The 23373-nt window shown below is 71.3% G+C and carries 22 protein-coding genes and 1 pseudogene; 15 read left to right on the top strand and 8 right to left on the bottom strand.

Annotated features, from left to right (window positions below; translation table 11 throughout):
* Positions 1-102: 102 nt before the first annotated feature.
* Positions 103-990, bottom strand: coding sequence for a hypothetical protein (locus ACFWVE_RS22165; RefSeq protein ID WP_384016529.1), 888 nt, complete (start codon positions 988-990; stop codon positions 103-105).
* Between the two features lie 512 nt (positions 991-1502).
* Here ACFWVE_RS22165 and rplM point away from each other — a divergent pair.
* The 3 genes from rplM to glmM all read left to right on the top strand — a co-directional run bounded on the left by rplM (position 1503) and on the right by glmM (position 4235).
* A complete protein-coding gene (gene rplM / locus ACFWVE_RS22160) occupies positions 1503-1946 on the top strand; it encodes a 50S ribosomal protein L13 (protein WP_384016526.1) in 444 nt (147 codons plus the stop codon).
* Positions 1947-1988: 42 nt separating this feature from the next.
* Positions 1989-2507: a 30S ribosomal protein S9 gene (rpsI, locus tag ACFWVE_RS22155; RefSeq protein WP_384016524.1), complete on the top strand. Its 519-nt coding sequence runs from the start codon at positions 1989-1991 to the stop codon at positions 2505-2507.
* A gap of 369 nt (positions 2508-2876) precedes the next feature.
* Complete coding sequence (gene glmM, locus ACFWVE_RS22150) at positions 2877-4235, top strand: phosphoglucosamine mutase (RefSeq protein ID WP_384016521.1); 1359 nt, start codon at positions 2877-2879, stop codon at positions 4233-4235.
* A 92-nt stretch (positions 4236-4327) separates the two neighbouring features.
* Here glmM and ACFWVE_RS22145 read toward each other — a convergent pair whose 3' ends face one another.
* Both ACFWVE_RS22145 and coaA read right to left on the bottom strand, forming a co-directional pair.
* Positions 4328-5293, bottom strand: a complete 966-nt coding sequence (locus ACFWVE_RS22145) for a DUF389 domain-containing protein (protein ID WP_384016518.1) — start codon at positions 5291-5293, stop codon at positions 4328-4330.
* 50 nt (positions 5294-5343) lie between these two features.
* The gene (gene coaA, locus ACFWVE_RS22140; RefSeq protein WP_384016514.1) at positions 5344-6333 is read right to left on the bottom strand and encodes a type I pantothenate kinase; all 990 of its coding nucleotides are present in this window, start codon (positions 6331-6333) and stop codon (positions 5344-5346) included.
* 202 nt (positions 6334-6535) lie between these two features.
* Here coaA and ACFWVE_RS22135 point away from each other — a divergent pair, with 202 nt between their 5' ends.
* The 3 genes from ACFWVE_RS22135 (at position 6536) to glmS (ending at position 11010) form a co-directional block, all read left to right on the top strand.
* Entirely contained in the window at positions 6536-8047 is a 1512-nt protein-coding gene (locus tag ACFWVE_RS22135; RefSeq protein ID WP_384016511.1) for a polysaccharide pyruvyl transferase family protein, read from the top strand.
* A gap of 221 nt (positions 8048-8268) precedes the next feature.
* Entirely contained in the window at positions 8269-9057 is a 789-nt protein-coding gene (locus tag ACFWVE_RS22130; RefSeq protein ID WP_384016507.1) for a hypothetical protein, read from the top strand.
* Between the two features lie 105 nt (positions 9058-9162).
* Complete coding sequence (gene glmS / locus ACFWVE_RS22125; protein WP_384016504.1) at positions 9163-11010, top strand: glutamine--fructose-6-phosphate transaminase (isomerizing); 1848 nt, start codon at positions 9163-9165, stop codon at positions 11008-11010.
* Between the two features lie 121 nt (positions 11011-11131).
* Here the strand turns inward: glmS and ACFWVE_RS22120 are convergent, their stop codons facing one another.
* Positions 11132-11863 (bottom strand): MerR family transcriptional regulator, encoded by a 732-nt coding sequence (locus tag ACFWVE_RS22120; RefSeq protein ID WP_384016501.1) that lies wholly within the window; start codon positions 11861-11863, stop codon positions 11132-11134.
* A gap of 54 nt (positions 11864-11917) precedes the next feature.
* Between ACFWVE_RS22120 and ACFWVE_RS22115 the strand changes: the two genes are divergently transcribed.
* Positions 11918-12277: a hypothetical protein gene (locus ACFWVE_RS22115; RefSeq protein ID WP_384016498.1), complete on the top strand. Its 360-nt coding sequence runs from the start codon at positions 11918-11920 to the stop codon at positions 12275-12277.
* Positions 12229-12589, top strand: a pseudogene (locus ACFWVE_RS22110) (ATP-binding protein). The gene ACFWVE_RS22115 and the pseudogene ACFWVE_RS22110 overlap by 49 nt, the downstream one beginning before the upstream one ends.
* A gap of 269 nt (positions 12590-12858) precedes the next feature.
* Here ACFWVE_RS22110 and ACFWVE_RS22105 read toward each other — a convergent pair.
* Positions 12859-14910, bottom strand: coding sequence for a HelD family protein (locus tag ACFWVE_RS22105; protein WP_384016495.1), 2052 nt, complete (start codon positions 14908-14910; stop codon positions 12859-12861).
* A 47-nt stretch (positions 14911-14957) separates the two neighbouring features.
* Positions 14958-15593, bottom strand: a complete 636-nt coding sequence (locus ACFWVE_RS22100; RefSeq protein ID WP_384016492.1) for a TetR/AcrR family transcriptional regulator — start codon at positions 15591-15593, stop codon at positions 14958-14960.
* Positions 15594-15719: 126 nt separating this feature from the next.
* Between ACFWVE_RS22100 and ACFWVE_RS22095 the strand changes: the two genes are divergently transcribed.
* Positions 15720-16091, top strand: coding sequence for a holo-ACP synthase (locus ACFWVE_RS22095; RefSeq protein WP_042165154.1), 372 nt, complete (start codon positions 15720-15722; stop codon positions 16089-16091).
* A gap of 5 nt (positions 16092-16096) precedes the next feature.
* Complete coding sequence (locus ACFWVE_RS22090) at positions 16097-16267, top strand: hypothetical protein (RefSeq protein ID WP_384016487.1); 171 nt, start codon at positions 16097-16099, stop codon at positions 16265-16267.
* Positions 16268-16327: 60 nt separating this feature from the next.
* Here the strand turns inward: ACFWVE_RS22090 and ACFWVE_RS22085 are convergent, their stop codons facing one another.
* The gene (locus tag ACFWVE_RS22085) at positions 16328-17512 is read right to left on the bottom strand and encodes a hypothetical protein (RefSeq protein WP_384016485.1); all 1185 of its coding nucleotides are present in this window, start codon (positions 17510-17512) and stop codon (positions 16328-16330) included.
* A 269-nt stretch (positions 17513-17781) separates the two neighbouring features.
* Here ACFWVE_RS22085 and ACFWVE_RS22080 point away from each other — a divergent pair, with 269 nt between their 5' ends.
* The 5 genes from ACFWVE_RS22080 (at position 17782) to ACFWVE_RS22060 (ending at position 22856) form a co-directional block, all read left to right on the top strand.
* Entirely contained in the window at positions 17782-19317 is a 1536-nt protein-coding gene (locus tag ACFWVE_RS22080; RefSeq protein WP_384016482.1) for an NAD(P)H-hydrate dehydratase, read from the top strand.
* Between the two features lie 105 nt (positions 19318-19422).
* A complete protein-coding gene (gene alr / locus ACFWVE_RS22075; RefSeq protein ID WP_384016479.1) occupies positions 19423-20634 on the top strand; it encodes an alanine racemase in 1212 nt (403 codons plus the stop codon).
* Between the two features lie 84 nt (positions 20635-20718).
* Complete coding sequence (locus ACFWVE_RS22070; RefSeq protein ID WP_384016476.1) at positions 20719-21972, top strand: alpha/beta fold hydrolase; 1254 nt, start codon at positions 20719-20721, stop codon at positions 21970-21972.
* The gene (gene tsaE, locus ACFWVE_RS22065) at positions 21938-22456 is read left to right on the top strand and encodes a tRNA (adenosine(37)-N6)-threonylcarbamoyltransferase complex ATPase subunit type 1 TsaE (RefSeq protein ID WP_384016584.1); all 519 of its coding nucleotides are present in this window, start codon (positions 21938-21940) and stop codon (positions 22454-22456) included. Before ACFWVE_RS22070 ends, tsaE begins: the two co-directional genes overlap by 35 nt.
* 208 nt (positions 22457-22664) lie before the next feature.
* The gene (locus ACFWVE_RS22060; protein ID WP_384016473.1) at positions 22665-22856 is read left to right on the top strand and encodes a hypothetical protein; all 192 of its coding nucleotides are present in this window, start codon (positions 22665-22667) and stop codon (positions 22854-22856) included.
* A 30-nt stretch (positions 22857-22886) separates the two neighbouring features.
* Here the strand turns inward: ACFWVE_RS22060 and ACFWVE_RS22055 are convergent.
* On the bottom strand, positions 22887-23373 hold a 487-nt coding region (locus ACFWVE_RS22055), incomplete at its 5' end, for a hypothetical protein (RefSeq protein ID WP_384016469.1).

The following is a 23373-nucleotide window of genomic DNA, read 5'->3' as shown; positions in this document are numbered from 1 at the left end:
CTGAGGGAACGAGGCACGGAGGAACCGAGCAGGGCCCGGGGGAGCAGCCCCGGGCCCTGCTCGCAGTCGCCGCCGTCGTCGAATGGGCTTGCCCGGCCGTCGTCACTCGTTCGCGGCGGCCGAGGCCTGGGCCTCGCCGCGGCGGCGGATCTGGCGGAAGGTGAACTCGGCGAGATCGTTGCCGGTGGAGAAGACGGCCTTGTCCTTCTCCGTCACGTTCTTGGCGGAGGTGAAGCCGGACAGCGTGAAGTAGGCGTAACGGCCGTAGGAGTTGGTGGTCGAACGGCAGACCGCGCCGTCGCAGAACCCCTCGACGCCGCCGCCCGCGAGGGACTTGATGATGCTCTTGGCGTCGGCCTGCTGCTTGGCCTTGACCGCCTGGGCCTCGGTGTCGAAGACGGCCACGCCCACCGTCACCGCGATGTCGTCCTTGGTGTAGGTGACCCGGAGCAGACGGCTGCACGCGTTGTCGGTGAGGACCTTGGGCAGCGTGGCCTTGGCGGCCGAGGCGCAGTTGCGGGTGTCGGCCGTCGGGCCCTTCTTGTACACCGTGTCGCCCATGGTGAGCTGCGTGCCCGGGAAGAGGACGTCGGGGCCCAGCGGCGCCCGGTCCTTCTGCACGCTGGAGATGAAGTCCTTCGGGTCCAGCGGTGGCGGCGCGCTCGTCGGGGCGAACGAGGGGACCGTGCCGGTGGCGCTCGGCAGGCCGGCGGTCGCCGGCAGCCGGGAGGACGGGTCGGAGGCCTGGTTGCTGTCGTTCGCCGAGACGACGGCCACCGCCACGGCGGTGCCTATCGCGACGGTGGCGATCGCGCCGCCGCCGATGAACAGCAGCCGCCGCCGCTTGTGACGTGTCTCGGACGCGTCGGCGAGCGCGGCCCAGTCCGGTGCCTGGCCGCTGCCGCTCCCGCCCCCGCTGTTCCAGGGCTGCTGAGACTGCGGTTTCCAGGGATCCCACTGCGAAGGAGGTCCCCCCTGCCCATAACTCATGGGGCGCATCTTAGACGGGAGCGGGGTGCGCCGGTCCGCCCCAACCCCGCCCGGGGCTCCCGTCGTTGCCGCCGTCGCCCTCGCGCCGACGGGCAAAAGAGACAACTCCGGGTGGTTGGTACGGGTGGCGCGCGCGAGCCTCGGCGAACGGGTGGGAATGGTCCCGCCGGAGGGTGAGGGCCGGCGGACGGTGGGGGACGGGGCCGACGGGCGGCGGGGAGACGGGGCCGGCGAACGGGAGGGGGCCGGGTGGTGGCGGAGCCCTGTAGAGTTGGTGTAGCCCACACCCGGCGGACTCGTTTTGACCCGTCCGGCCGAGCGTGGGTATTCTGCATGTTTGTTATGTGTATTGGCTTGCTCATTCTCACGTGAGGGGCCCTTACACCGGTCCGCCGGGCCGATGACCAGCGACCAGCACGCGGTTTGCGTCACCGCAGTGCGGTCAGGGCTGTCGTGATCGTCTTCGGTGGCCATGTCAGGACCACTCACTGAAGAAGCGAAGGCTACGAACCGTGCGTACGTACAGCCCCAAGCCCGGCGATGTGACGCGCCAGTGGCACGTCATCGACGCTCAGGACGTCGTCCTGGGTCGTCTGGCCTCCACTGCGGCCTCCATCCTGCGCGGCAAGCACAAGCCGATCTACGCCCCTCACGTCGACACCGGTGACTTCGTCATCATCGTCAACGCCGACAAGGTGCACCTCTCCGGTAACAAGCGGACCCAGAAGATGGCGTACCGCCACTCGGGCTACCCGGGTGGTCTGCGCTCCGTCCGCTACGACGAGCTGCTGGCGAAGAACCCCGAGAAGGCCATCGAGAAGGCCATCAAGGGCATGCTCCCCAAGAACACCCTGGGCCGTCAGATGCTGTCGAAGCTGAAGGTCTACTCGGGCGACCAGCACCCGCACGCTGCGCAGCAGCCGGTGCCGTTCGAGATCACCCAGGTCGCGCAGTAATTCCGGCCACCCCCTAAGACTGAACAGAATCTGAGGAGCATCGTGGCCGAGACCACTGCCGAGCAGCCGCTCGAAGAGACCGACATCGACATCGACAGCTACACCACCGAGTCCGAGGTGCCCGTCGAGGGCGAGTACACCTCGGAGTCCATGGCGTCCCGCTTCGGCGACCCGCAGCCGGCCGCCGGCCTGGGCCGTCGCAAGAACGCCATCGCCCGTGTCCGGATCGTCCCGGGCACCGGCAAGTGGAAGATCAACGGTCGCACCCTCGAGGACTACTTCCCGAACAAGGTGCACCAGCAGGAAGTCAACGAGCCCTTCAAGGTGCTCGAGCTCGACGACCGTTACGACGTCATCGCCCGCATCGCGGGTGGCGGTGTCTCCGGTCAGGCCGGTGCGCTCCGTCTCGGTGTCGCCCGTGCGCTGAACGAGGCGGACGTCGACAACAACCGCGGCGCGCTCAAGAAGGCCGGCTTCCTCCGCCGCGACGACCGCGCGGTCGAGCGCAAGAAGGCCGGTCTGAAGAAGGCCCGCAAGGCCCCGCAGTACAGCAAGCGCTGATTGCAGCTGCCCCTGCACGTACTCCGAACGCCCCGGCGGCACGCCCAGTGCCGCCGGGGCGTTCGTTTTCTCACTGTTGCGGGCGTATAACGGCACAAGGTGCTCGACGGCTAGTCTGATCGGATGGCCGGGGAGCGCTTGCCTCGGGATGCGGGAGCCGCCCACGCATCGCGACCGTCGGACACCTCACACGCACCCGTGGGCCGTGGCCCAGGGGGCCAAGGGTCATGCCCGGCACCCGGTGCCCGGCATCACGTGCCGTGGTCCTCGGTCCGCCCTCGCGACATCACGCTCGACACGACTTCCGGTACGGCATTCGATATGGCATTTCGATACGGATATCGGTACTGACGCTTCTCAGGAGGACAAGTGGGACGACTCTTCGGCACGGACGGCGTGCGCGGTGTCGCCAACGTGGACCTGACGGCCGAGATGGCGCTGGGCCTCTCCGTGGCCGCCGCGCACGTACTGGCCGAGGCGGGCACGTTCGAGGGGCATCGGCCGACCGCCGTGGTCGGGCGTGACCCGCGGGCGTCCGGGGAGTTCCTGGAGGCCGCGGTGGTCGCCGGGCTGGCCAGCGCCGGCGTGGACGTGCTGCGGGTCGGCGTGCTGCCGACGCCCGCCGTGGCGCACCTGACCGGGGCGCTCGGCGCCGACCTCGGCGTGATGCTGTCCGCGAGCCACAACGCCATGCCCGACAACGGCATCAAGTTCTTCGCGCGCGGCGGCCACAAACTCGCCGACGAGCTGGAGGGCCGGATCGAGTCCGTGTACGAGGAGCACCGCACCGGCGCCCCCTGGGGCCGCCCGACCGGCGCCGGCGTGGGCCGCGTGCGGGACTACGAGGAAGGGCTCGACACGTACGTCGCCCACCTCGTCGGCGTTCTGCCGAACCGGCTGGACGGCCTGCGGATCGTCCTCGACGAGGCGCACGGCGCCGCCTTTCGGGTCTCGCCGGAGGCGTTCGCGCGGGCCGGGGCCGAGGTCGTCACCATCGGCGCCCAGCCGGACGGGCTCAACATCAACGACGGCTGCGGCTCGACCCACCTGGAGCAGCTGAAGGCCGCGGTCGTCGAGCACGGGGCCGCCCTCGGTATCGCGCACGACGGCGACGCCGACCGCTGTCTGGCGGTCGACCACACGGGTGAAGAGGTGGACGGGGACCAGATCCTCGCCGTGCTCGCGCTGGCGATGCGGGAGCGTTCCGCACTGCGCTCCGACACCGTCGTCGCGACCGTGATGTCCAACCTCGGGTTCAAGCTCGCCATGGAGCGCGAGGGCATCCACTTCGTGCAGACCGCGGTCGGCGACCGGTACGTCCTGGAGCAGATGAAGCAGCAGGGCTACGCCCTCGGCGGTGAGCAGTCCGGTCACGTCATCGTCCTCGACCACGCCACGACGGGCGACGGCACGCTCACCGGTCTGCTGCTCGCCGCGCGCGTCGCCGAGACGGGGCGTTCGCTGCGCGAGCTGGCGTCGGTGATGGAGCGGCTGCCGCAGGTGCTCATCAACGTGCCCGACGTGGACAGGACCCGGGTGAAGACCTCCGGGGAACTCGCGGCGGCCGTGACGGAGGCCGAGCGCGAGCTGGGCGGGACCGGCCGCGTGCTGCTGCGCCCCTCGGGCACCGAGCCGCTGGTCCGCGTGATGGTGGAGGCCGCCGACATCGACCAGGCCCGCTCGGTCGCGGAACGCCTGGCGGACGTGGTGAAGTCGGCGCTGGGCTGACCGGGGCGGGCGGCCGCTGTCCGGCAGCGCCGGCAGGCCGCCCCGTCACCCGGCCGCCCGTGATCGTGGAAGCCCGAGCCCGAGCCCGGCTTTCAGGAGCCGGAACCGGAACCGGAACCGGACGGCCGGCGGGTGCGCTTGCGCTGCCGGTCCCAGAACAGCTTCTGCGTCAGCAGGGTGAGGATGCCGGCCAGGGTGATGCCCAGCAGGTTGAGCAGGAGCTGCTGGGTGGAGCCCCAGGTCTGGCCGGCGTCGCCGTAGCTCAGGGCCACGGCGGCGTTCGCGGCGGCCGGGATCGTCGTCACCGAGATGGCGACGCCGACCAGGGCGCCGGACTTGGCGGACGTGAGCGAGAGGGTGCCGGCCGTTCCGGCCAGTACCGCCACGACGAACGAGAACCAGTCGGGCGCGTAGACGAACCCGGTCTGCGGCCGCTCGCCCTCCAGCCGCGCCTCGGTGAACAGTCCGAACGCGTCCATGAGGAGGCTGAAGCCGACCGTCACGGCCATCGCCACGGCGAAGCCCACCAGCAGCGCGATCACCGAGCGCAGCGCGAGCCGCGGCCGGCGCCGTACCAGCGCGGTGGAGACGCCCGTCAGCGGGCCGAACTCCGGGCCGACCGCCATCGCCCCCACGATCAGGATGGCGTTGTCGAGCACGACACCGCAGGCCGCGATCATGGTGGCCAGGGTCATGAACGAGAGGTACGTGACCGAGAGGGTCGACTCCTCGTGGGTCTCCTCGGCCAGGTGCTCCCACAACACCGCGTCCGCGGCCTCGCCGGGCGCCTCCTCCTCGGCCCGCTCGGCCCGCTCGGACAGCGACAGTTCGATGTTCTCCATGGCGATGGAACCGGACGTGTCCAGTCCCAGCCGCTGCAGCCCGCTCAGCAGGTCGTTGCCCGCCTCCCGGGCCACGTCGCACATCACGACGTCCCCGACGGGATCGCGCGCGGCGCCCGGCAGTACGACGAGATGGGTGGTCCCGACGGTCTCCCGGACGAGCCGGCACACGTCGTCGGTCTGGTGGGCCGGTGTGATCAGGCGCAGGTGCAGCATGCCGGAAGACTAGGGCTGGACGGACCCTGGAGGGCGACCGGGCCGGGCGGTCAGAGTTTGCGCAGGCTGAGGCGCTGGACCGTGTGGTCCGGGCCCTTGCGCAGGACGAGGGTGGCCCGGCCGCGGGTGGGGGCGATGTTCTCCACCAGGTTGGGCCGGTTGATCGTCCGCCACATCGTGCCGGCGTAGTCGAGGGCCTCCTCCTCCGAGACCTGGGTGTACTTGCGGAAGTACGAGGAGGGTTTCTGGAAGGCGGTCGCGCGCAGCGTGCGGAAGCGGTTGAGGTACCAGCGTTCGATGTCCTCGGTGCGGGCGTCCACGTACACGCTGAAGTCGAAGTAGTCGGCGAGCCCGACCCGGGTGCGCCCGTCCTTGCCGGGGAGCGCGGGCTGCAGGACGTTGAGCCCCTCGACGATCAGGATGTCCGGGCGGCGCACGGTGAGCCGTTCGCCCGGGACGATGTCGTAGATGAGGTGGGAGTAGACCGGGGCCGTCACCTCGTCCTTGCCGGCCTTGATGTCGGCGACGAAACGGGTGAGCGCGCGGCGGTCGTACGACTCGGGGAACCCCTTCCTCGACATCAGGCCGCGCGCCTGGAGCTCCGCGGTGGGCAGCAGGAAGCCGTCCGTGGTGACCAGCTCGACGCGCGGGTGCTCGGGCCAGCGCGACAGCAGGGCCTGGAGCAGCCGGGCGACCGTGGACTTCCCGACGGCGACGGAACCGGCGACGCCTATGACGAAGGGCGTGCCGGACTGGGAGCCCTGCTCGCCGAGGAAGGTGTTCAGCGCGCCGCGGAGCCCGTCGGTGGCGCCGACGTAGAGGTTGAGCAGCCGGGACAGCGGGAGGTAGATGTCCCGCACCTCGTCGAGGTCGATGACGTCACCGAGCCCGCGCAGCCGCTCCACCTCCTCGGCGGACAGCGGCAGCGGCGTCTTGTGGCGCAGCGCGCTCCACTCCGCGCGGGTGAGGTCGAGGTAGGGAGTCGCCTCCGGCCGCTGCCGGTGGGCGCTCCGGGACGTCGAGGAGACCGGAGAGATCACAGTCCATTGTTAACGGACTTTGAACGGGATGGTTCGTGGGCTGTGTCACGCGACGGGCAGGAAGAGAACGAAGCTGAGGGGGAATGAGGGAAGCTGTCGGAACGTGCACACCCCGTGTCCGACTTTTCGTTGCACGGCGTTTAGCATTTCGTAGCGGCTCGGGCCGCTGTCGTGTCCGCCAGCCGCAGCCGGGGAGTGTCGTGTGAAGCGCATCCTGATCCGTTCCGGGAAGAGCCCGCTCCGCGTGGCCACGCCGACGGAGTTCATCCACCAGAATCTGATCGGGACCAACACGGGCAATCTGCTCTTCAGCGACTCCGCCCACAAGATGCTGTCCGCGCCGGACACCGAGGTCGTCTCCAACGGCATCCGCACCGACCCGTCGGCCCGGCGGGCGGCCGAGATCAACGAGCAGTACGACGTCTTCGTCGTGCCGCTCGCGAACGCCTTCCGCCACACCTTCCACGCGTCCCTGGACCGGCTGTCGACCCTGGTGGAGCAGCTCACCATCCCCGTGGTCGTCTTCGGCGTGGGCGCCCAGACCGGGGACGACTACGACACCGAGGAGCTCGGACCGCTCGAAGCGTCGGTGCGGCGTTTCGTCTCCGCCGTCCTCGACCGGTCCGCGTCGATCGGCGTCCGCGGCGAGCTGACCGCCCGCTACCTCACCGACATGGGGTTCCCCGCCGACCGCGTCGACATCATCGGCTGCCCGTCCATGTTCCTGTACGGGGACACCTTCCCCGACATTCGCGCAGTGGAGTTGACCGGGTCCTCGGGTCTCGCCCTCAACCTCTCCCCCGACGCCATACCCGTGGGAGACATCTCCGGACTGGCCCGTCACGCGTGGGAGCGCTACCCCGACCTGCTCTACTACGCGCAGAACCTCGTCGACGCGGAACTGCTGCTCTGGGGTGACATCACGCCGGAGGCCGGGGTCGAGGACCCGTTCCCGCTCCAGCTCAGCCACGATCTGCTGCGCGAGAACAAGGTGCGGATGCCGTTGGACCCGGCGACCTGGATCGACGAGCTGCGCGGCCGCGACTTCGCCTACGGCACCCGGATCCACGGCAACATCGCCGCACTGCTGGCCGGTACCCCGAGCGTCGTGCTCACCCACGACTCGCGGACCCTCGAACTGTGCCGTTACTTCGACATCCCGCACGTCCCGCTGGCCACGCTCGCCCCGGACACCGACCCGCGCGACCTGTACGAGAATGCCGACTACTCGCCGATGATCAAGAATCACGGTGAACGGTTCGAGCGGATCGTCTCCTTCCTGGACCGGAACGACCTGCGGAACACCTACAGCCACGGCGACGGCGGCGCGGCCTTCGACGCCCGGCTCGCCGCCCTGGACCTGCCGGCCTCGATGCCGGTCTGGGACGGCTCGGACGACGGTCACATGCGCTACCGGGTCAGTCGGCTGCGGGAACGGATCGCCGTCGCCAACACCCGGATCGACAAGCGCGTCCAGGAGGACAAGGAGCTGCGCACCCGGCTGGCCGCCGCCGAGAAGCGGGCGAAGGAGACCGGCCTGAAGCTTGCCGAGGCCCGCAAGGAACTGGCCGCCACCCACAAGCGGCTCGCCGCCCTGGAGCGCCGGGTCGGCGGCATCGAGAAGCGCGCCATGGTCCGGATCGGCCCCGCCGTCCGCCGCCGGGTGCGCCGTCTCTCCAAGCCGGGCCAGTCCAAGCCGGGTGAGAAGGGCTGACCGGTCGAGAAGGACTGACCGGGCTGACCGGGCTGACCGGGCGGAACAGGCTGACCGGGCGGAACAGGCCGGGCCGGACGGCGGGCGCGCGAGGCAAGATCACGTAGCAGTCACAGTTGCCCCACAGGTGATCTCACGATGATCATTTCACGAGGGAGCTGTGTCTATATTGCGCGCAATGCGTTGCGGGTCCCGCCGCGCCTTCGAAGAAAGAGTTCCCCGTGAGAACCACCGCCGTCCGCCGTACCGCTCTCGCCGCCTCCGCCGCCGCGCTCGCCCTGCTCGTCACCGCCTGCGGCGGCTCCGACGACAGCGGCAGCGGTGGCGGCAAGGGCGACGAGGGCAAGGCCGACTCCTCCGCCTCCGCCGCGCCCGCGGCCAAGGCGCTGACCGCGGCCGAGCTGGAGAAGGCCGCGCTGGTGCAGGCGGACGTGAAGGACGGCAAGGTGGTCACCAAGCTGCCGTCCGGGGACGACATCGCCGCCGACGCGGTCGAGGTGAAGGACGAGGCCTGTCAGCCGCTCGCCCACATCCAGGCCGGTGTCCCGGTCGGCTCGCCCGCCGCCACCGTCAAGCGGTCCTGGACCGGTGAGCCGGAGAAGCCCGCAGAGGGTGCCGACCTGGAGGAGTCCCTGACCGCGGGCTTCGACGTGGACAAGGTCCTGATCAGCCTCGCCTCCTACGAGGACGGCGGCGCCGAGCAGGTCGTCAAGGACGTCGAAGCCGCCGTGGAGAAGTGTGCCGAGGGCTTCGCCTACACCACCGACGGCGAGAGCGGCGAGTACGTGAAGGCCGTCAAGGCCGAGGGGCCGAAGGGTGCCGACGAGGCACTCACGGTCACCCTGACCATGTCCGCCGCAGGGTCCGAGGCCCCCGTGAACGTCGTCGTCGCGCGCACCGGTTCCACCGTCGCCGCCTTCTCGGCGGTCAACCTCGCCGCGCTGGCCGCCGGCGAGGAGGCGCCCTTCCCGACGCAGATCTCCGACGCCCAGCTCGCCAAGCTCGGCTGACGCGCCCCGTCCGTTCCCACCGGTGCTTCGTGCACCGGTGGGAATTTCCGATTCCGGGCACGCGGCAGCCCTTTTCGGTGCCTGACGGATCGTAGGCTGCCGGACATGTGCGGAATCGTGGGTTACGTGGGGCCGCAGTCGGCGCTGGACGTCGTGACGGCCGGACTGAAACGGCTGGAGTACCGGGGCTACGACTCGGCGGGCGTGGCCGTCCTCGCGGACGGCGGGCTCGCCACGGCGAAACGGGCCGGGAAACTCGTCAACCTGGAGAAGGAACTGGCCGCCCGGCCGCTCCCCACCGGGTCGACCGGCATCGGCCACACCCGCTGGGCCACGCACGGCGGCCCCACCGACGCCAACGCCCACCCGCACCTCGACAACGCGGGCCGGGTCGCCGTCGTCCACAACGGCATCATCGAGAACTTCGCGGAACTGCGGGCCGAACTGGCCGGGCGCGGCCACGACCTGACCTCCGAGACGGACACCGAGGTCGTCGCCCATCTGCTCGCCGAGGAGTTCTCCTCCTGCGCGGACCTCGCCGAGGCGATGCGCCTCGTCTGCAAGCGCCTGCTCGGCGCCTTCACCCTGGTCGCCGTCCACGCGGACGCGCCGGACGTGGTCGTCGGCGCGCGCCGCAACTCGCCGCTCGTGGTGGGTGTCGGAGAGGGTGAGTCGTTCCTCGCCTCGGACGTCGCCGCGTTCATCGACCACACCCGCTCCGCGATCGAACTGGGCCAGGACCAGGTGGTCGAACTGCGCCGCGACAAGGTCACGGTGACCGGTTTCGACGGCGCGTCGGCGGACGTCCGTACGTACCACGTCGACTGGGACGCGTCGGCCGCGGAGAAGGGCGGCTACGACTACTTCATGCTCAAGGAGATCGCCGAGCAGCCCCGGGCGGTCGCCGACACCCTGCTCGGCCGCATCGACGGTTCCGGCGCCCTGTCCCTCGACGAGGTACGCATCCCGCCGGAGGCGCTGCGCGAGGCCGGCAAGGTCGTCATCGTCGCCTGCGGCACGGCCTTCCACGCCGGGATGATCGCCAAGTACGCCATCGAGCACTGGACGCGGATTCCCTGCGAGGTGGAGCTGGCGAGCGAGTTCCGCTACCGCGATCCGATCCTCGACCAGCAGACCCTCGTCATCGCCATCTCCCAGTCCGGCGAGACCATGGACACCCTGATGGCCCTGCGGCACGCGCGGGAACAGGGCGCCCGCGTCCTCGCCATCTGCAACACCAACGGCTCGACCATCCCCCGCGAGTCCGATGCCGTCCTCTACACCCACGCCGGCCCCGAGGTCGCCGTCGCCTCGACCAAGGCCTTCCTGACCCAGCTGGTCGCCTGCTACCTGCTCGCCCTTTACCTCGCCCAGGTCCGCGGCGCGAAGTACGGCGACGAGATCCGCGCGGTCGTGAGGGACCTGTCCTCCATCGCCCGGTCGGTGGAACGCGTCCTGGAGACCATGGAGCCCGTACGTCGGCTCGCCCGCGCCCTCGCCCACAAGAACACCGTGCTGTTCCTGGGCCGGCACGTCGGCTACCCGGTGGCCCTGGAGGGCGCGCTCAAGCTCAAGGAACTCGCCTACATGCACGCGGAGGGCTTCGCCGCGGGCGAGCTGAAACACGGTCCGATCGCCCTGATCGAGGACGACCTGCCGGTCGTCGTGGTCGTCCCGTCACCGCGAGGCCGTTCCGTCCTCCACGACAAGATCGTTTCCAACATCCAGGAGATCCGCGCCCGGGGCGCCCGCACCATCGTCATCGCCGAGGAGGGCGACGACGAGGTCGTCCCGTACGCCGACCACCTCATCCGCGTCCCGGCCACCCCCACACTGCTGCAGCCGCTGGTGACGACGGTGCCGCTGCAGGTATTCGCCTGCGAGCTGGCGACGGCCCGCGGCAACGAGGTGGACCAGCCCCGCAACCTGGCGAAGTCGGTCACGGTGGAGTGAACTTGGAACTCGCAGAGGAAGCCTGGCGGAAACCGGTGCCGCATCAGGCAACGTCTGCAGTGTGGTTCGCGACGCACTGACCGATTTCCGCGCGTAGCCGGTGCCATCCGTGCACGTCGAGTCACGCGTCTCGTCGTGTGCGAATGAGCGTGTCGAGTCGCTGCCATGCCGGGGAAGAGGCGTTGACCGTGCCCTGGATGAGGGCGGGTATGTCGGAGGCTGCATCCAGCTCGGGCGGTTCGTCGGGCCCGTAGCGTTCCCGGGTCGCCTCGGCGATCCGGCGGGCGAGGCAGTCGATGCGGGGATCGTCGGCGTCGAGGCCGTGTGCGTGGTCGTAGTCGAGGAAGAGCTGCCGTAGCGCCGGATTGGCCAGGGTCTCGGCCTGGTCGTGGAACAGGGTGATCGCGCGGTCCGGGTGGGTGGCGAACACGAGGATCCACAGGTCTCGTTGCAGGTCCACCCAACGAGGGGTGAATCCCCAGCGAGCCAGGCACTCCAGATGGGCACCTACCTCGGTGGGCAGTGGTGCCAGCTGCCCGGCGGCGAGCTGGCGCAGGCGTCCTTGCGTTGTCCGCAGACCACGGATGCGGTCGGTGAGCTCGTCGTCGATCTCGCGCAGCGCCTGCTGGAACTCGTCGTCGGTTGCTGATTTCAGGTCCCGGACACGGGCCAGGGGGACGCCGGCTTCGGCGAGGGTGCGGATCTTGATCAGATCGATGACGTCGTTGGCGCCGTAACGCCGGTAGCCGGACGCATCGCGGTCGGGCTCGGGGAGCAGCCCCTTGTCGTGATAGACGCGGATGGTCTTGATCGACACTCCGACGTACCCGGCCAGCTGCCCGATGGTGATCACCCGGCCATCGTCCCACTTGACCTTTCCCCTGGGGCAGGGTTGGAGCATGGAGCCATGGCGGACATGAATCCCGATCGGGAGACCCTGCGCGAGCTGGCCGATGAGGGCAACGAGACGGCTTTGGACCGGCTGGCCGACCTCGCCGATGCGGCCGACGAGGTCACAGAGCTGAGCGAACTACTGGACGAGGGGTCCATGCGTGCCGGGTTCCTGCTCACTCGACGCGCGGCCGCGGTCGGCGACCTGCGCGAGCTGCAACGGATCTCCGACGCCGGGTACGACGAGGCCGGAAACGAGCTGGACCGGCTGTTGAAGGCACCGGCCGACGGGCATCGGGATGGAGAACCCGACCGGTTGCCACAGCCGTGTTCCAGGCCACGGCCATCGAGTTCCGCCTCACGACGCACGGGCTGACCCGGTTCGTGGACGTCGCCGAGCCGCTCGCGACGGAGCTGGTCGCCAACGCCGTGCGGCACACGCAGGGGCCCGCCGCGCTGCGGGTGCGGTGGGCGGGCGGGGGTGCCGCGGATCGGGGCGTGGGACACCGACCCCGAGCCACCCGAACCGCCGCAGTCCTTCGAACGGTTCATGGACGAAGAACCGGAGGGAGGGCGTGGGCCGGCGCTCGTCCGGGCGTGCTCGGACGTGTGGGGCCGGCAGCCGCTGTCCAGAGAGGGGGACCGGGGCAAGTACGTGTGGTGCGAGCTGTCGGCAACCGCGTCCTGACCGTCCTCGACCTCCTGGGAATCAGCCCGGCCGCTTCAACGGCTCACTGACGGGCGGTGGCCTCGTTGTGCCGCGCAACGTACCGTCCCTGCGGCACGCCGACCTGACGTACGAGTTCTACGACAGGTCGTGTCCGTGGTGGTCTCCGGCAGTCAGGCGTCGACCGGGAGCCAGCACCTCTCCTGGCCACCCGAAGGGTCGTGGTGCGTGAGAAACCATGCGAAAACCGGTGAGCAGAGGGCGATTCCGTGCTCCTCCTGACCGCCGGCTCACGGTCTGAGCGCGGGCGGCAGAGGTTTGGAATGGATGACATGGAGACGTGAGACGGCTCGGGTGAGCGCCACGTAGAGGCGGTTCATGCCGCGGGGCTCGGCCTCGACGATTGCTGCGGGCTCTACCACCACCACGTGGTCGTACTCCAGTCCCTTGGCCGCCGAAGCCGGTACCACGGTGACGCGCGATCCGAGGGCGGCAGGGCCGGACGCCGGGATTCCGGCTGCGTTCAGGGCGTCGTGGAGCCTGTGTGTCTCGGCGTCGGCTGTGATGACGCCGATGGAACCCGCTTGCTCCAGCGCGGCGTTCACGGCCGTGACCACCGCTGTGGCCGTGTTGTGGGTCGCCTCGATGTTCGCCTCGCCGTCGCGGCGCAGGGACCGGGCTGGAGGTACGTGCACGTCGAGGTGCTCCAGGAGGCTGTTGGCGATGTCGGCTACCGGGCCGGGGACGCGGAAACCCGTGGTGAGTGGAGCGATGACGGCGTCCGGTTTCCCGAGGTGGTTGAGGAAGTGCCGCCAGTCGCGTGCGGCCCAGGGAGTGGTGCCCTGGGCGAGGTCCCCGAGGATGGTGAGGGAACCGAAAGGCGAGCGGCGGGCGATGGCGCGGCACTGCATGGGGGACAGGTCCTGCGCTTCGTCGATCACGACATGCCCGTAGCCGGCGGGTCGTGTGATCAGCCCTGCGAGCTCGTCGAGCAGTACCAGGTCGGCTGCCGACCAACGGGCCGACTTGTGGGAGCGCGGGGGTTTGAGCCAGAGGAGGGCCTTCTGCTCATCCTGGTCCAGTACCCCCTCGGCCGTAGCTGCCAAGAAGCCCGGACGGGTCAGCAGGTCCCCGAGGACGTGCTCGGGACGCGCGGTGGGCCAGATGGCGTTGAGCAGGGTGGTGAGTGGGCGTGCCCGGGAGATCTTCTCGATCCAGGTACGGGTACGAGGGCCGGCGCGGCGCTCGGCCTGTTGCTGCATGGCGCGGACGATTCGGGTCCGAACGCGTTCGCGCCCCACGGCATAGGCGGGCTCTTCGGCGAGCACGTCCCGGACGATCTGTTCGATTTCGTCTCCGGGTACCCGCCAGCGGTAGGAGCCGTCGGGTACGACGAGCGGCTGCACCTTGTCCGCACGCACTCTCGCATAGAGCGCGCGGTACATGACTTCGGCCATGCGGATGTCGTGCTTGATGATCGCCGCGGCGTCGTCGTCCTGCGCCGTGGCCGGGTGGCGGGCGATCTCGTCCTCGAGGGTGGACTGCCGCACGCCTGTCTCGCCGAGTGCGGGCAGGACTTCGGAGATGTAGGAGAGGAAGGCGCGGTTGGGGCCGAGGATCAGCATTCCGCCGCGCTGCATGCGTTGCGGATGGGTGTAGAGGAGGTAGGCGGCGCGGTGCAGTCCGACCGCGGTCTTGCCTGTGCCGGGGGCGCCCTGAACGCAGAGGGAAGAGGTGAGGCTCTCACGTACGAGATCGTCCTGCTCGGGCTGGATGGTAGCGGCGATGTCGCGCATGGGACCGATGCGAGGACGTTCGATCTCGCTGGTGACGATGCCGCTTTGCCTCGCCTCCCCCTCGCCGAGGTGCTCGTCCTCCAGGCTGGTCAGATCGGCCGAGTCACCGCGGCCGGCGGGCGACCAGCCGAAACGGCGCCGGACGGCCACGCCCTGCGGATTACGAGGGCTTGCCTGGTAGAAGGCGCGCGCAACCGGTGCGCGCCAGTCGACCACCAGCGGTGGGGCGGACGGATCATGGGCGATCCGCATGCGCCCGATGTGGTACTCCTGCCCGGCATGGTCACCCGCGGCCGGGGCGTCCCGAGCGAAGTCGAGGCGTCCGAAGAACAGCGGGCCCTCGGGCAGTTCCCGGAATTCCTTGGCCTGGCTGCGTAGTCGGTAGCCAAGCACTTCGGCGTCGGCGCCGGACGCGGAGGCGTGCTCGCCGACGGTCACCTGCTCCTGCGCGTCGTCGATCATGACGCCCAGTGCTGCGCGGCACGAGTCGTGATAGTCGCGTTCCTCGCTGAGGGCGTCCTTGAGTACGGAGTCGGAGAGAGGCATCCCCACACGATAATGCAACCGAGTAATGTTTTTGACTTGGTTGCGGTTCAGGGGCGGGCGAGGCAGGGCAGTCCGGCCTCGAGGTGTGCGAAGGCCGACCGGGCTGTTGCGACCGCTTCGGGGTAGATCCCGTCCGCGCTGCGGCCGGCAGTGATCTGCCGCCAGTTCTCCTGCGCGAGAATGCGCTGGACGGCAATGATCTGCCCAGCCGCCAAACGCGCCCGGACACCACTGCCGGCCTCCTCGGCGAGTGCGTCGGCCAGAGAGTCTTCGTTCCGTTCCACGTGAGCATGCAGACGCGCCACCAAGGCCGGCGTCGCGTACAGCAACCGGTGAAAGGCGAGTACCTCGGCGTCATCGCTCAGGCCCGTCACCGGATCACGCCGGGCCAGTCCATCCAGGAAGTGACGGCGCAGCGCCTCCAGCGGGGAGCATCCAACGGGCCGCTGCGCGACCACTCCGCCGGCCTCCCCCTCATGGTCGGCCAAACGGTGCAGTACCAAGTCCTCCTTGGTCGGGAAGTACCGGAAGAGCGTCGGCTTGGAAATGTCGGCAGCAGCAGCGATTTCGGCGACGGTCACCTGTTCATAGCCCCTCTTCAGGAAGAGCTCGATGGCCGTGTCCGACAACCGTAGATACATCTGCCGCTTCTTGCGTTCACGCAGCCCGCCCATCTCGGTCATGCCGAGGAGCCTACGCAGTAGCCCTCGTACGCGTCGCAGCGAGCGCGGTCGGCGACGGCGTGAGACCCGGGGCCTTCTCCCGCTGCCTGCGGGCCGGACCTCCGGTGTCGCCGTAAAGTGCTCGGCATGAGCATCATCGGGGTCGGGATCGACGTGGCCGAGATCGAGCGGTTCGCGGCGTCGCTGGAGCGGACGCCCGGTCTCGCGCGGCGGCTGTTCGTGGAGAGCGAGCTGCTGCTGGCCGGCGGCGAGCGGCGGGGGGTCGCCTCGCTGGCCGCACGGTTCGCCGCGAAGGAGGCGCTGGCCAAGGCGCTCGGTGCGCCCGGCGGGCTGTACTGGACCGATGCCGAGGTGTACTGCGAGGACAGCGGGCAGCCGCGGCTGCGGGTGAAGGGGACCGTGGCGGCGCGGGCCGAGGAGCTGGGGGTGCGGTCGTGGCACGTCTCGCTCAGCCATGACGCCGGGGTGGCCTCGGCGGTCGTCGTAGCCGAGGGGTGACGGACATGGACCGGCCGGGCGTGCTGGGGTTTCCCGGGGTCGGGGAGGTCGGGGGACGGCTGCCGGTGTGGGGAGAGGCGCTTCTCGCCGCCGGCGCCCTGCTCGTCGTGGTGTTCACGGTCGTGAGAATGGTGCGGATGGCCCGTCGGGCGGGGCGCGGGCGGCGGCGCCGGTGACCGGCCGGGCGTGCGGGGCTTCGCCTTCGCCGGCCGGTCACCTTGTCGCCGCCGGTTCCGTCAGCAGATGGACTGGCTGCTGTTGACCAGCGTGTTGTTGCGGAACGTGGTGTTCTCGCCGCAAGGGCTCTCGCGGATCGAGGAGTTGGTCACCGTCAGGTTCTGCACGGTGATGTCCCGGTTGTTCGCGAACTCCGTGCGTGCCGCCAGCCGGATCTCGCCGCCGCCCGTGACCGTGCCGCTCTGCGCCGCGAGGTTCACGTTGTAGCAGTTCTCGATCAGGATCGCGTTGTTGCCCGTCTGGGAGAGGCTGATCCGGTCGATCGTCGCGCCGCCGCTCTCCGAGACGCAGAACACGCCGCGTCCGCCGCCCCGCGCGACGACCTCGCCGACGCGGATGTTGGTCGCGTACGAGCTGCCGATCCGTCCGTTGCGGTTGGCCATGCGGAACGCGGCGTAACCGGTGCCGGTGCCCGCGTTCTCCGCGTCCACCCTGCCGACCGTGGCGTTGACGGTCTGGTTGAGGAGGAGACCGGACTCGCCGACGTTGCGGGCCGTCACCGTGCCGACGGTGAGGCCGTCGACCCCGTACGTCTCGACGGCGTGGCTGGAGGCGCCGGACACGTAGACGTCGTCGATGCGGACGTTCCTCGTCCACTGGCTGGTGTCGCCGCGGTTGTCGATGCGGACGCCGAGTCCGCCCGACAGGCGCATGTCGATCCGGCCCAGGACCACGTTCTGCACGTTGCGCATGAAGATGCCGTACAGCGGGGCCCCGGTGACGCTGAGGTTCTGGACCTCGACGTCCCGCGTGCCGCGGGAGTAGACCGGGGCCTGGTCGCCGGAGCCGCTGCCCGTGACGTTGATCGTGCCGCAGACGTCCAGAACCGTGTAGCTCGGCAGCGAGATGCGCGAGCCGGCGGAGATCGAACCCGAGCCACGGACCACCACCCGTTCCTTGGAGGTACGGCCGGAGGACAGGCTGCTGACCGCCGCCTGGACGGCCGCGCGCATGTCGGTACCGGTGTAGACGACGCTGCTGCCGCGCCGGGAGGTCCAGGTGCTGCCGCTCTGCACGGCCTCGGCCTGGTAGGAGCCGTCACCGCAGGCCGCGGCCTGGATGGGGGCCTCCTGGACGACGGGAGCGGGAGCGGGTGCGGCGGTGGCGGGGGCCGTCAGCGCGCCCGCGGTGGTGAGGAGTGCGGTGGCGCCGGCTGCGGCGAGGAGTGCGGCTCTGCGTCCCATGGGGTCTCTGCTTCCTCTTCCTCTGGTCTTCTCGTCGCGTCGAACCGATTCGACTGAATCGATTCACGCGGTGGGGGGTGGTGAGTGTGGCGAGGGTGTGGCATGTCGTCAATGGATGCGACCGGGGGACGGGCTCCGACAACTTTCGACCGGTTTCCGGGGCGCGGGAGGGGCGTGGGAGGGGCGCGGGAGGGACGCTGGGGAAGGCTTCCCGCGAGCGGCAGTCGGGGCAGGGTGTGCGGGACGGACCGTGGGGGACACTCGGACGTATGCGTACTGCGTACGGCGTGGAGACGGTCAGGGCGGCGGAGCGGGACCTGATGGCGCGGTTGCCGGAGGGCGCGCTGATGCAGCGCGCCGCCGCCGGGCTCGCCGCGGCCTGCGCGGATCTGCTCGGGCGGGGCCACGGCCGGGTCTACGGCAGCAGGGTCGTCCTGCTGGTCGGCAGTGGGGACAACGGCGGCGACGCCCTCTACGCCGGTGCCCGGCTGGCCCGGCGCGGCGCCGGCGTCACGGCGGTGCTGCTCGCGCCGGAGCGCACCCATGCCGCCGGGCTCGCGGCACTGCGCCGGGCGGGCGGGCGGACCGTGGGGATCACCGACACGGATGCCGGAAGCGGGCCCCGGGCGGACACCGGTGCCGTCGCCGCCGTCCGGCGGGCCGATCTCGTCGTGGACGGCATCGTCGGGATCGGCGGAAAAGGCGGGCTGCGCCCGGCGGCGGTGCCGCTCGCCGAGGCCGCCGAGCGGTCGGGTGCCACGGTCGTCGCCGTCGACCTGCCGAGCGGCGTCGACGCGGACACCGGCGAGGTGCGCGGCACCGCGGTCCGGGCCGACCTCACGGTGACCTTCGGGACGCACAAGCCGGGGCTGCTCGTCGACCCGGCGCGCGAGTACGCGGGGTCCGTACGGCTCGTCGACATCGGCCTCGACCTGCCCGCAGGGACCGCAGGGTCCCCCGGCCCGGTACTCGAGGCGCTCCAGCACGCCGACGTGGCCCGCCTGCTGCCGGTGCCCGGCGCGGAGAGCGACAAGTACCGGCGCGGTGTCGTGGGCATCGCCGCCGGCTCCGCCCGCTACCCCGGCGCCGCCGTGCTCGCGGTCGCCGGGGCGCTGCGGGGCGGCGCCGGGGCCGTACGGTACGTCGGTCCCGCCGCGCAGGACGTGATCGCCCGCTTCCCCGAGACGCTGGTGTCCGACCGGGGGCCGAAACACGCCGGGCGGGTGCAGGCGTGGGTGGCCGGGCCGGGCGCCGGCGACGACGCCGGGCCGGTGGCGGAGGCGCTGGCGGCCGACGTCCCGGTGCTGATCGACGCGGACGGCCTGCGGCTCGCCGACGCCTCGGCCGTGCGGGCCCGCAGTGCGCCGACGCTCCTGACCCCGCACGCCGGAGAGGCCGCCGCGCTGCTCGGCGTCGAGCGCGAGGAGGTCGAGGGCGGCCGGCTGGCCGCGGCGCGTGAACTGGCCGGACGGTACGGAGCGACCGTGCTGCTCAAGGGCTCCACGACCCTGGTCGCCGACCCGGGGGACGGAAGAGACGGAAGAGGGGACGGTGGCGGGGAGGGCACCGCTGTACGGGTGAACCCGACCGGCACGTCCTGGCTGGCCACGGCCGGGAGCGGGGACGTCCTGTCCGGCCTCGCGGGCTCGCTGCTGGCGGCGGGACTGCCGGCCCGGGACGCCGGCAGCGTGGCGGCCTACCTGCACGGACTCGCCGGACGCTACGCGGCGGACGGCGCGCCGGTGGGGGCGCACGACGTGGCGGCGGCGATCCCGGCGGCGTGGCGGGACGTCACCCGCGGGTGACCCCGACCCGGCAGCCCCGGGGCTGCCGGTGGTGTCGTACCGCTGCTCGCCATGGCCGTACCGCTCCCGGTGGGGCCTCGTACCGCTCTGAGACACTGGGGCGCGATGAACGAGACAGATGCTGTGCGGAGCGCGACCCTGCGGGCCCGTGCCGAGATCGATCTGGCCGCGCTGCGCGCCAATGTGCGGAGCCTGCGCGCCCACGCGCCCGGTGCCGCCCTCATGGCCGTGGTCAAGGCGGACGCGTACGGCCACGGCGCCCTCGCCTGCGCGCGGGCGGCCGTCGGGGCCGGGGCGTCCTGGCTCGGCACGGCCACCCCGCAGGAGGCGCTGGCACTGCGCGCGCCCGGCGCAGGTGTCCCCGCCGGCGTACGCATCCTGTGCTGGCTGTGGACACCCGGCGGGCCCTGGCGGGAGGCGATCGAGGCCGACCTCGACGTCTCCGTCAGCGGCATGTGGGCGCTGGAGGAGGTCACCGCGGCCGCGCGCCTCGCCGGGCGGCCCGCGCGCGTGCACCTCAAGGCCGACACCGGCCTCGGGCGGGGTGGCTGCGCGCCCACGGACTGGGCAGGGCTGGTCGCCGCGGCGCTCGCCGCCCAGGCCGACGGGCTGCTGCGCGTCACCGGCCTGTGGTCGCACTTCGCCTGCGCCGACGAGCCGGGCCACCCCTCCATCGGCGCCCAGCTCACCCGCTTCCGGGAGATGGTGGCGCACGCCGAGCAGCAGGGTGTCACCCCCGAGGTCCGGCACATCGCCAACTCGCCCGCCCTCCTCACCCTCCCCGACAGCCACTTCGACCTCGTCCGGGCCGGCATCGCCCTGTACGGCGTCTCGCCCAGCCCCGAGATCGGCATCCCGGCCGACTTCGGGCTGCGCCAGGTGATGACCCTGACCGCCTCCCTCGCCTTGGTGAAGCACGTCCCGGGCGGGCACGGCGTCTCGTACGGCCACCACTACGTCACCCCGGGCGCCACCACCCTCGGCCTCGTCCCGCTCGGCTACGCGGACGGCATTCCGCGGCACGCCTCCTCCACCGGTCCGGTGCTGGTCGAGGGCAAGTGGCGTACGGCCGCGGGGCGGATCGCGATGGACCAGTTCGTCGTCGACCTCGGTGGGGAGGAACCCCCTCCGGGCGCCGAGGCGGTGCTCTTCGGCCCCGGCGACCGCGGCGAGCCCACCGTCGAGGACTGGGCGCAGGCCGCGGGCACCATCGGGTACGAGATCGTCACCCGGATCGGAACCCGCGTCCCGCGCGTCTACGTGGACGCCGTGGACGCCGTGGACCGCACGGGCGACGCGAGTGACGTGACGAAGTAGGACGCCCGTACGCTCGTTCGACCGCACGCGCACGAGGAACGACCGGAACGACCGGAACGACCGGAACGACAGAGGAGCCAGTACGTGAGCGAGAGCAGTGCGGAGGCTGCCCGGGACGCCGCCATGACGGCTGCCGCCTCCGTCGCCGAAGCGTCCGGTGGCTGGCGCCGGGCGACCGGGATCGCCGGCATGGCGATAGGCGTGCTCGCCACGGGTGCCGCCGCCGGGGTCGCGATAGAGCGGATGACCGTCGGCCGGGGCATGCGCAAGAAGGCCCGGCTCGCCCTGGACTCCACGGGACCGTACGGTTCGCTGCGCGGCACCCCCGGCACGGCGTACGCCGAGGACGGCACCGAGCTGTACTACGAGGTCGACGACTGCGATCCCGACCCGGACGCCACCCCCGCGCGCCGCCGCCGGCTGTTCGGCCGCAAGTCACTCGCCCCCGTCACCGTCGTCTTCAGTCACGGCTACTGCCTCAGCCAGGACTCCTGGCACTTCCAGCGGGCCGCGCTCAGGGGTGTCGTACGGACCGTCTACTGGGACCAGCGCAGTCACGGCCGTTCCGGGCGGGGCGCGGCCCAGGCCGAGCGGGGCGAGCCGGTCACCATCGACCAGCTGGGGCAGGACCTCAAGGCCGTCATCGACGCCGCCGCCCCCGAGGGGCCGATCGTGCTGGTCGGGCACTCCATGGGAGGCATGACGGTGATGGCCCTCGCCGACCGGTACCCCGAGCTGATACGTGAGCGGGTCGTCGGCGTCGCCCTCGTCGGCACGTCGCCGGGGAAGCTGGGCGAGGTCAATTTCGGGCTGCCCGTGGCCGGGGTCAACGCGGTGCGGCGGGTGCTGCCGGGGGTGCTGAAGGCGCTGGGGCAGCGGGCCGAGCTGGTGGAGAAGGGGCGCCGGGCCACCGTGGACCTGTTCGCCGGGATCATCAAGCGGTACTCGTTCGCGGCCCGGGACGTCGACCCGGCCGTCGCCCGGTTCGCCGAGCGGATGATCGAGTCCACCCCGATCGACGTCGTCGCCGAGTACTACCCGGCGTTCCACGAGCACGACAAGACCGAGGCCCTCGCCCACTTCACCGGTCTCCCGGTGCTGGTGCTGGCCGGGGTGCACGACCTGATCACGCCCAGCGAGCACAGCGAGTCCATCGCCGGTCTGCTGCCGGACGCCGAACTGGTGCTGGTACCGGACGCCGGGCACCTGGTCATCCTGGAGCATCCGGAAGTGGTCACCGACCGTCTCGCGGACCTGCTGGTCCGCGTGGGCGCGGTGCCCGAAGGAGCTACCGTGGGTGGCTATGGAAGCACCAGCAGCAGCGCACAACCGGGCTGAACCGTCCGTCGAACTCACCGTCACCTCGGCCGAGCAGATGCGGGACCTGGGCCGCGCCCTCGCCGAACTGCTGCGCGCCGGCGACCTCGTGATGCTCACCGGCGAGCTGGGCGCGGGCAAGACCACGCTGACCCGCGGGCTCGGCGAAGGGCTCGGGGTGCGGGGCGCCGTCACCTCCCCGACGTTCGTGATCGCCCGCGTGCACCCTTCCCTGGGGGACGGTCCGCCGCTGGTCCACGTCGACGCGTACCGGCTGTCGGGCGGGCTGGACGAGATGGAGGACCTCGATCTCGACGTCTCGCTGCCCGAGTCGGTGATCGTCGTGGAGTGGGGCGAGGGCAGGATCGAGGAGCTGACCGACGACCGGCTCCAGCTCGTCATCCACCGCGCGGTCGGCGACACCACGGACGAGGTACGGCACGTGACGCTGACCGGCCTGGGCGACCGCTGGGCGGGCACGGACCTGAGCGCGCTGTCGGCCTGAGCAGGCCGGTCGGCCTGAGCGGGCGGCCGGTTTCCTGCCCTCTGTGATGCCGATGCCCGGTTTCCTGTGCCCGCGGTGTCTGTTCGCCGTGCGTTCCGACAAAGTGTCGGCAAAATGTTGCATTCGGTGTCCCGGGCGTGGTCACATGGTATCCAGCTCGTAGTTAGGTCTACCTAACTGCGTCCGCCCCCGACACCAGGAGGCGTCCATGCCGGCCATCGAGAGCTCTCGCCGGACCGGGGCACGGCCGCAGTCGTTCACCGGGGTGTCGATGCGCGACCTGCTGGCGGCCGGCGCGGCCGCCGCCGCGATCTCCACCCCGCCCCGCGCTCCCGAACCGCACACGCACCCGCGGCCCCGGCTCGCCGAACCGGGGAACGGCCACCGCGAGGCCGCCTGATCGCGGCGCGGGCCGCGGGCGATACGGCGGCTACCGCACGACGACGACCTTGCGGCCGAGGGTGGCGAACTTCCACATCGCCTCGCCGTCCGCGCGGGTTTCGCGGATACCGCCGGTGGGGACCTCCGGGTCCAGCTCCGGGGCCGATCCGTCGACCGCCGCGCTGAAACCGATCGCGATGCCGTCGTGGGTGGCGAAGCGGACGACGTGTTCGACCGGGATGCCGTCCGATCCGGTGATGGTCCCCGAGCGGGAGGTGACGCGGTAGGTGCCCGGTTCCGGGTCCACCGTGCTGGGACTGACCGCGAAGGTGTGCCGTACCTTGCCGCCCTTCTCGACCAGCCACACCCGGTCGTCGTCCAGCGCGTACACGACCCGGGTGCCCCGGCCGGACCCCCGGGGCGGAGCGGTGCGGGAGGGGGAGTCCTCGCCCCGGTCGGCCTGCAGGGCCGCCGGCCCGCCGGCCGCGCGGGGGGCGGGGCGGGCGGGCGGCGCGGGAGCGGGGGGCTGGGAGCCG

The sequence above is a fragment of the Streptomyces sp. NPDC058632 genome, assembly GCF_042717095.1.
Classification (GTDB): Bacteria; Actinomycetota; Actinomycetes; order Streptomycetales; family Streptomycetaceae; genus Streptomyces.
Note: the sequence above shows the minus strand (reverse complement) of the source record. Positions and strands in the feature narration are given on the sequence as shown.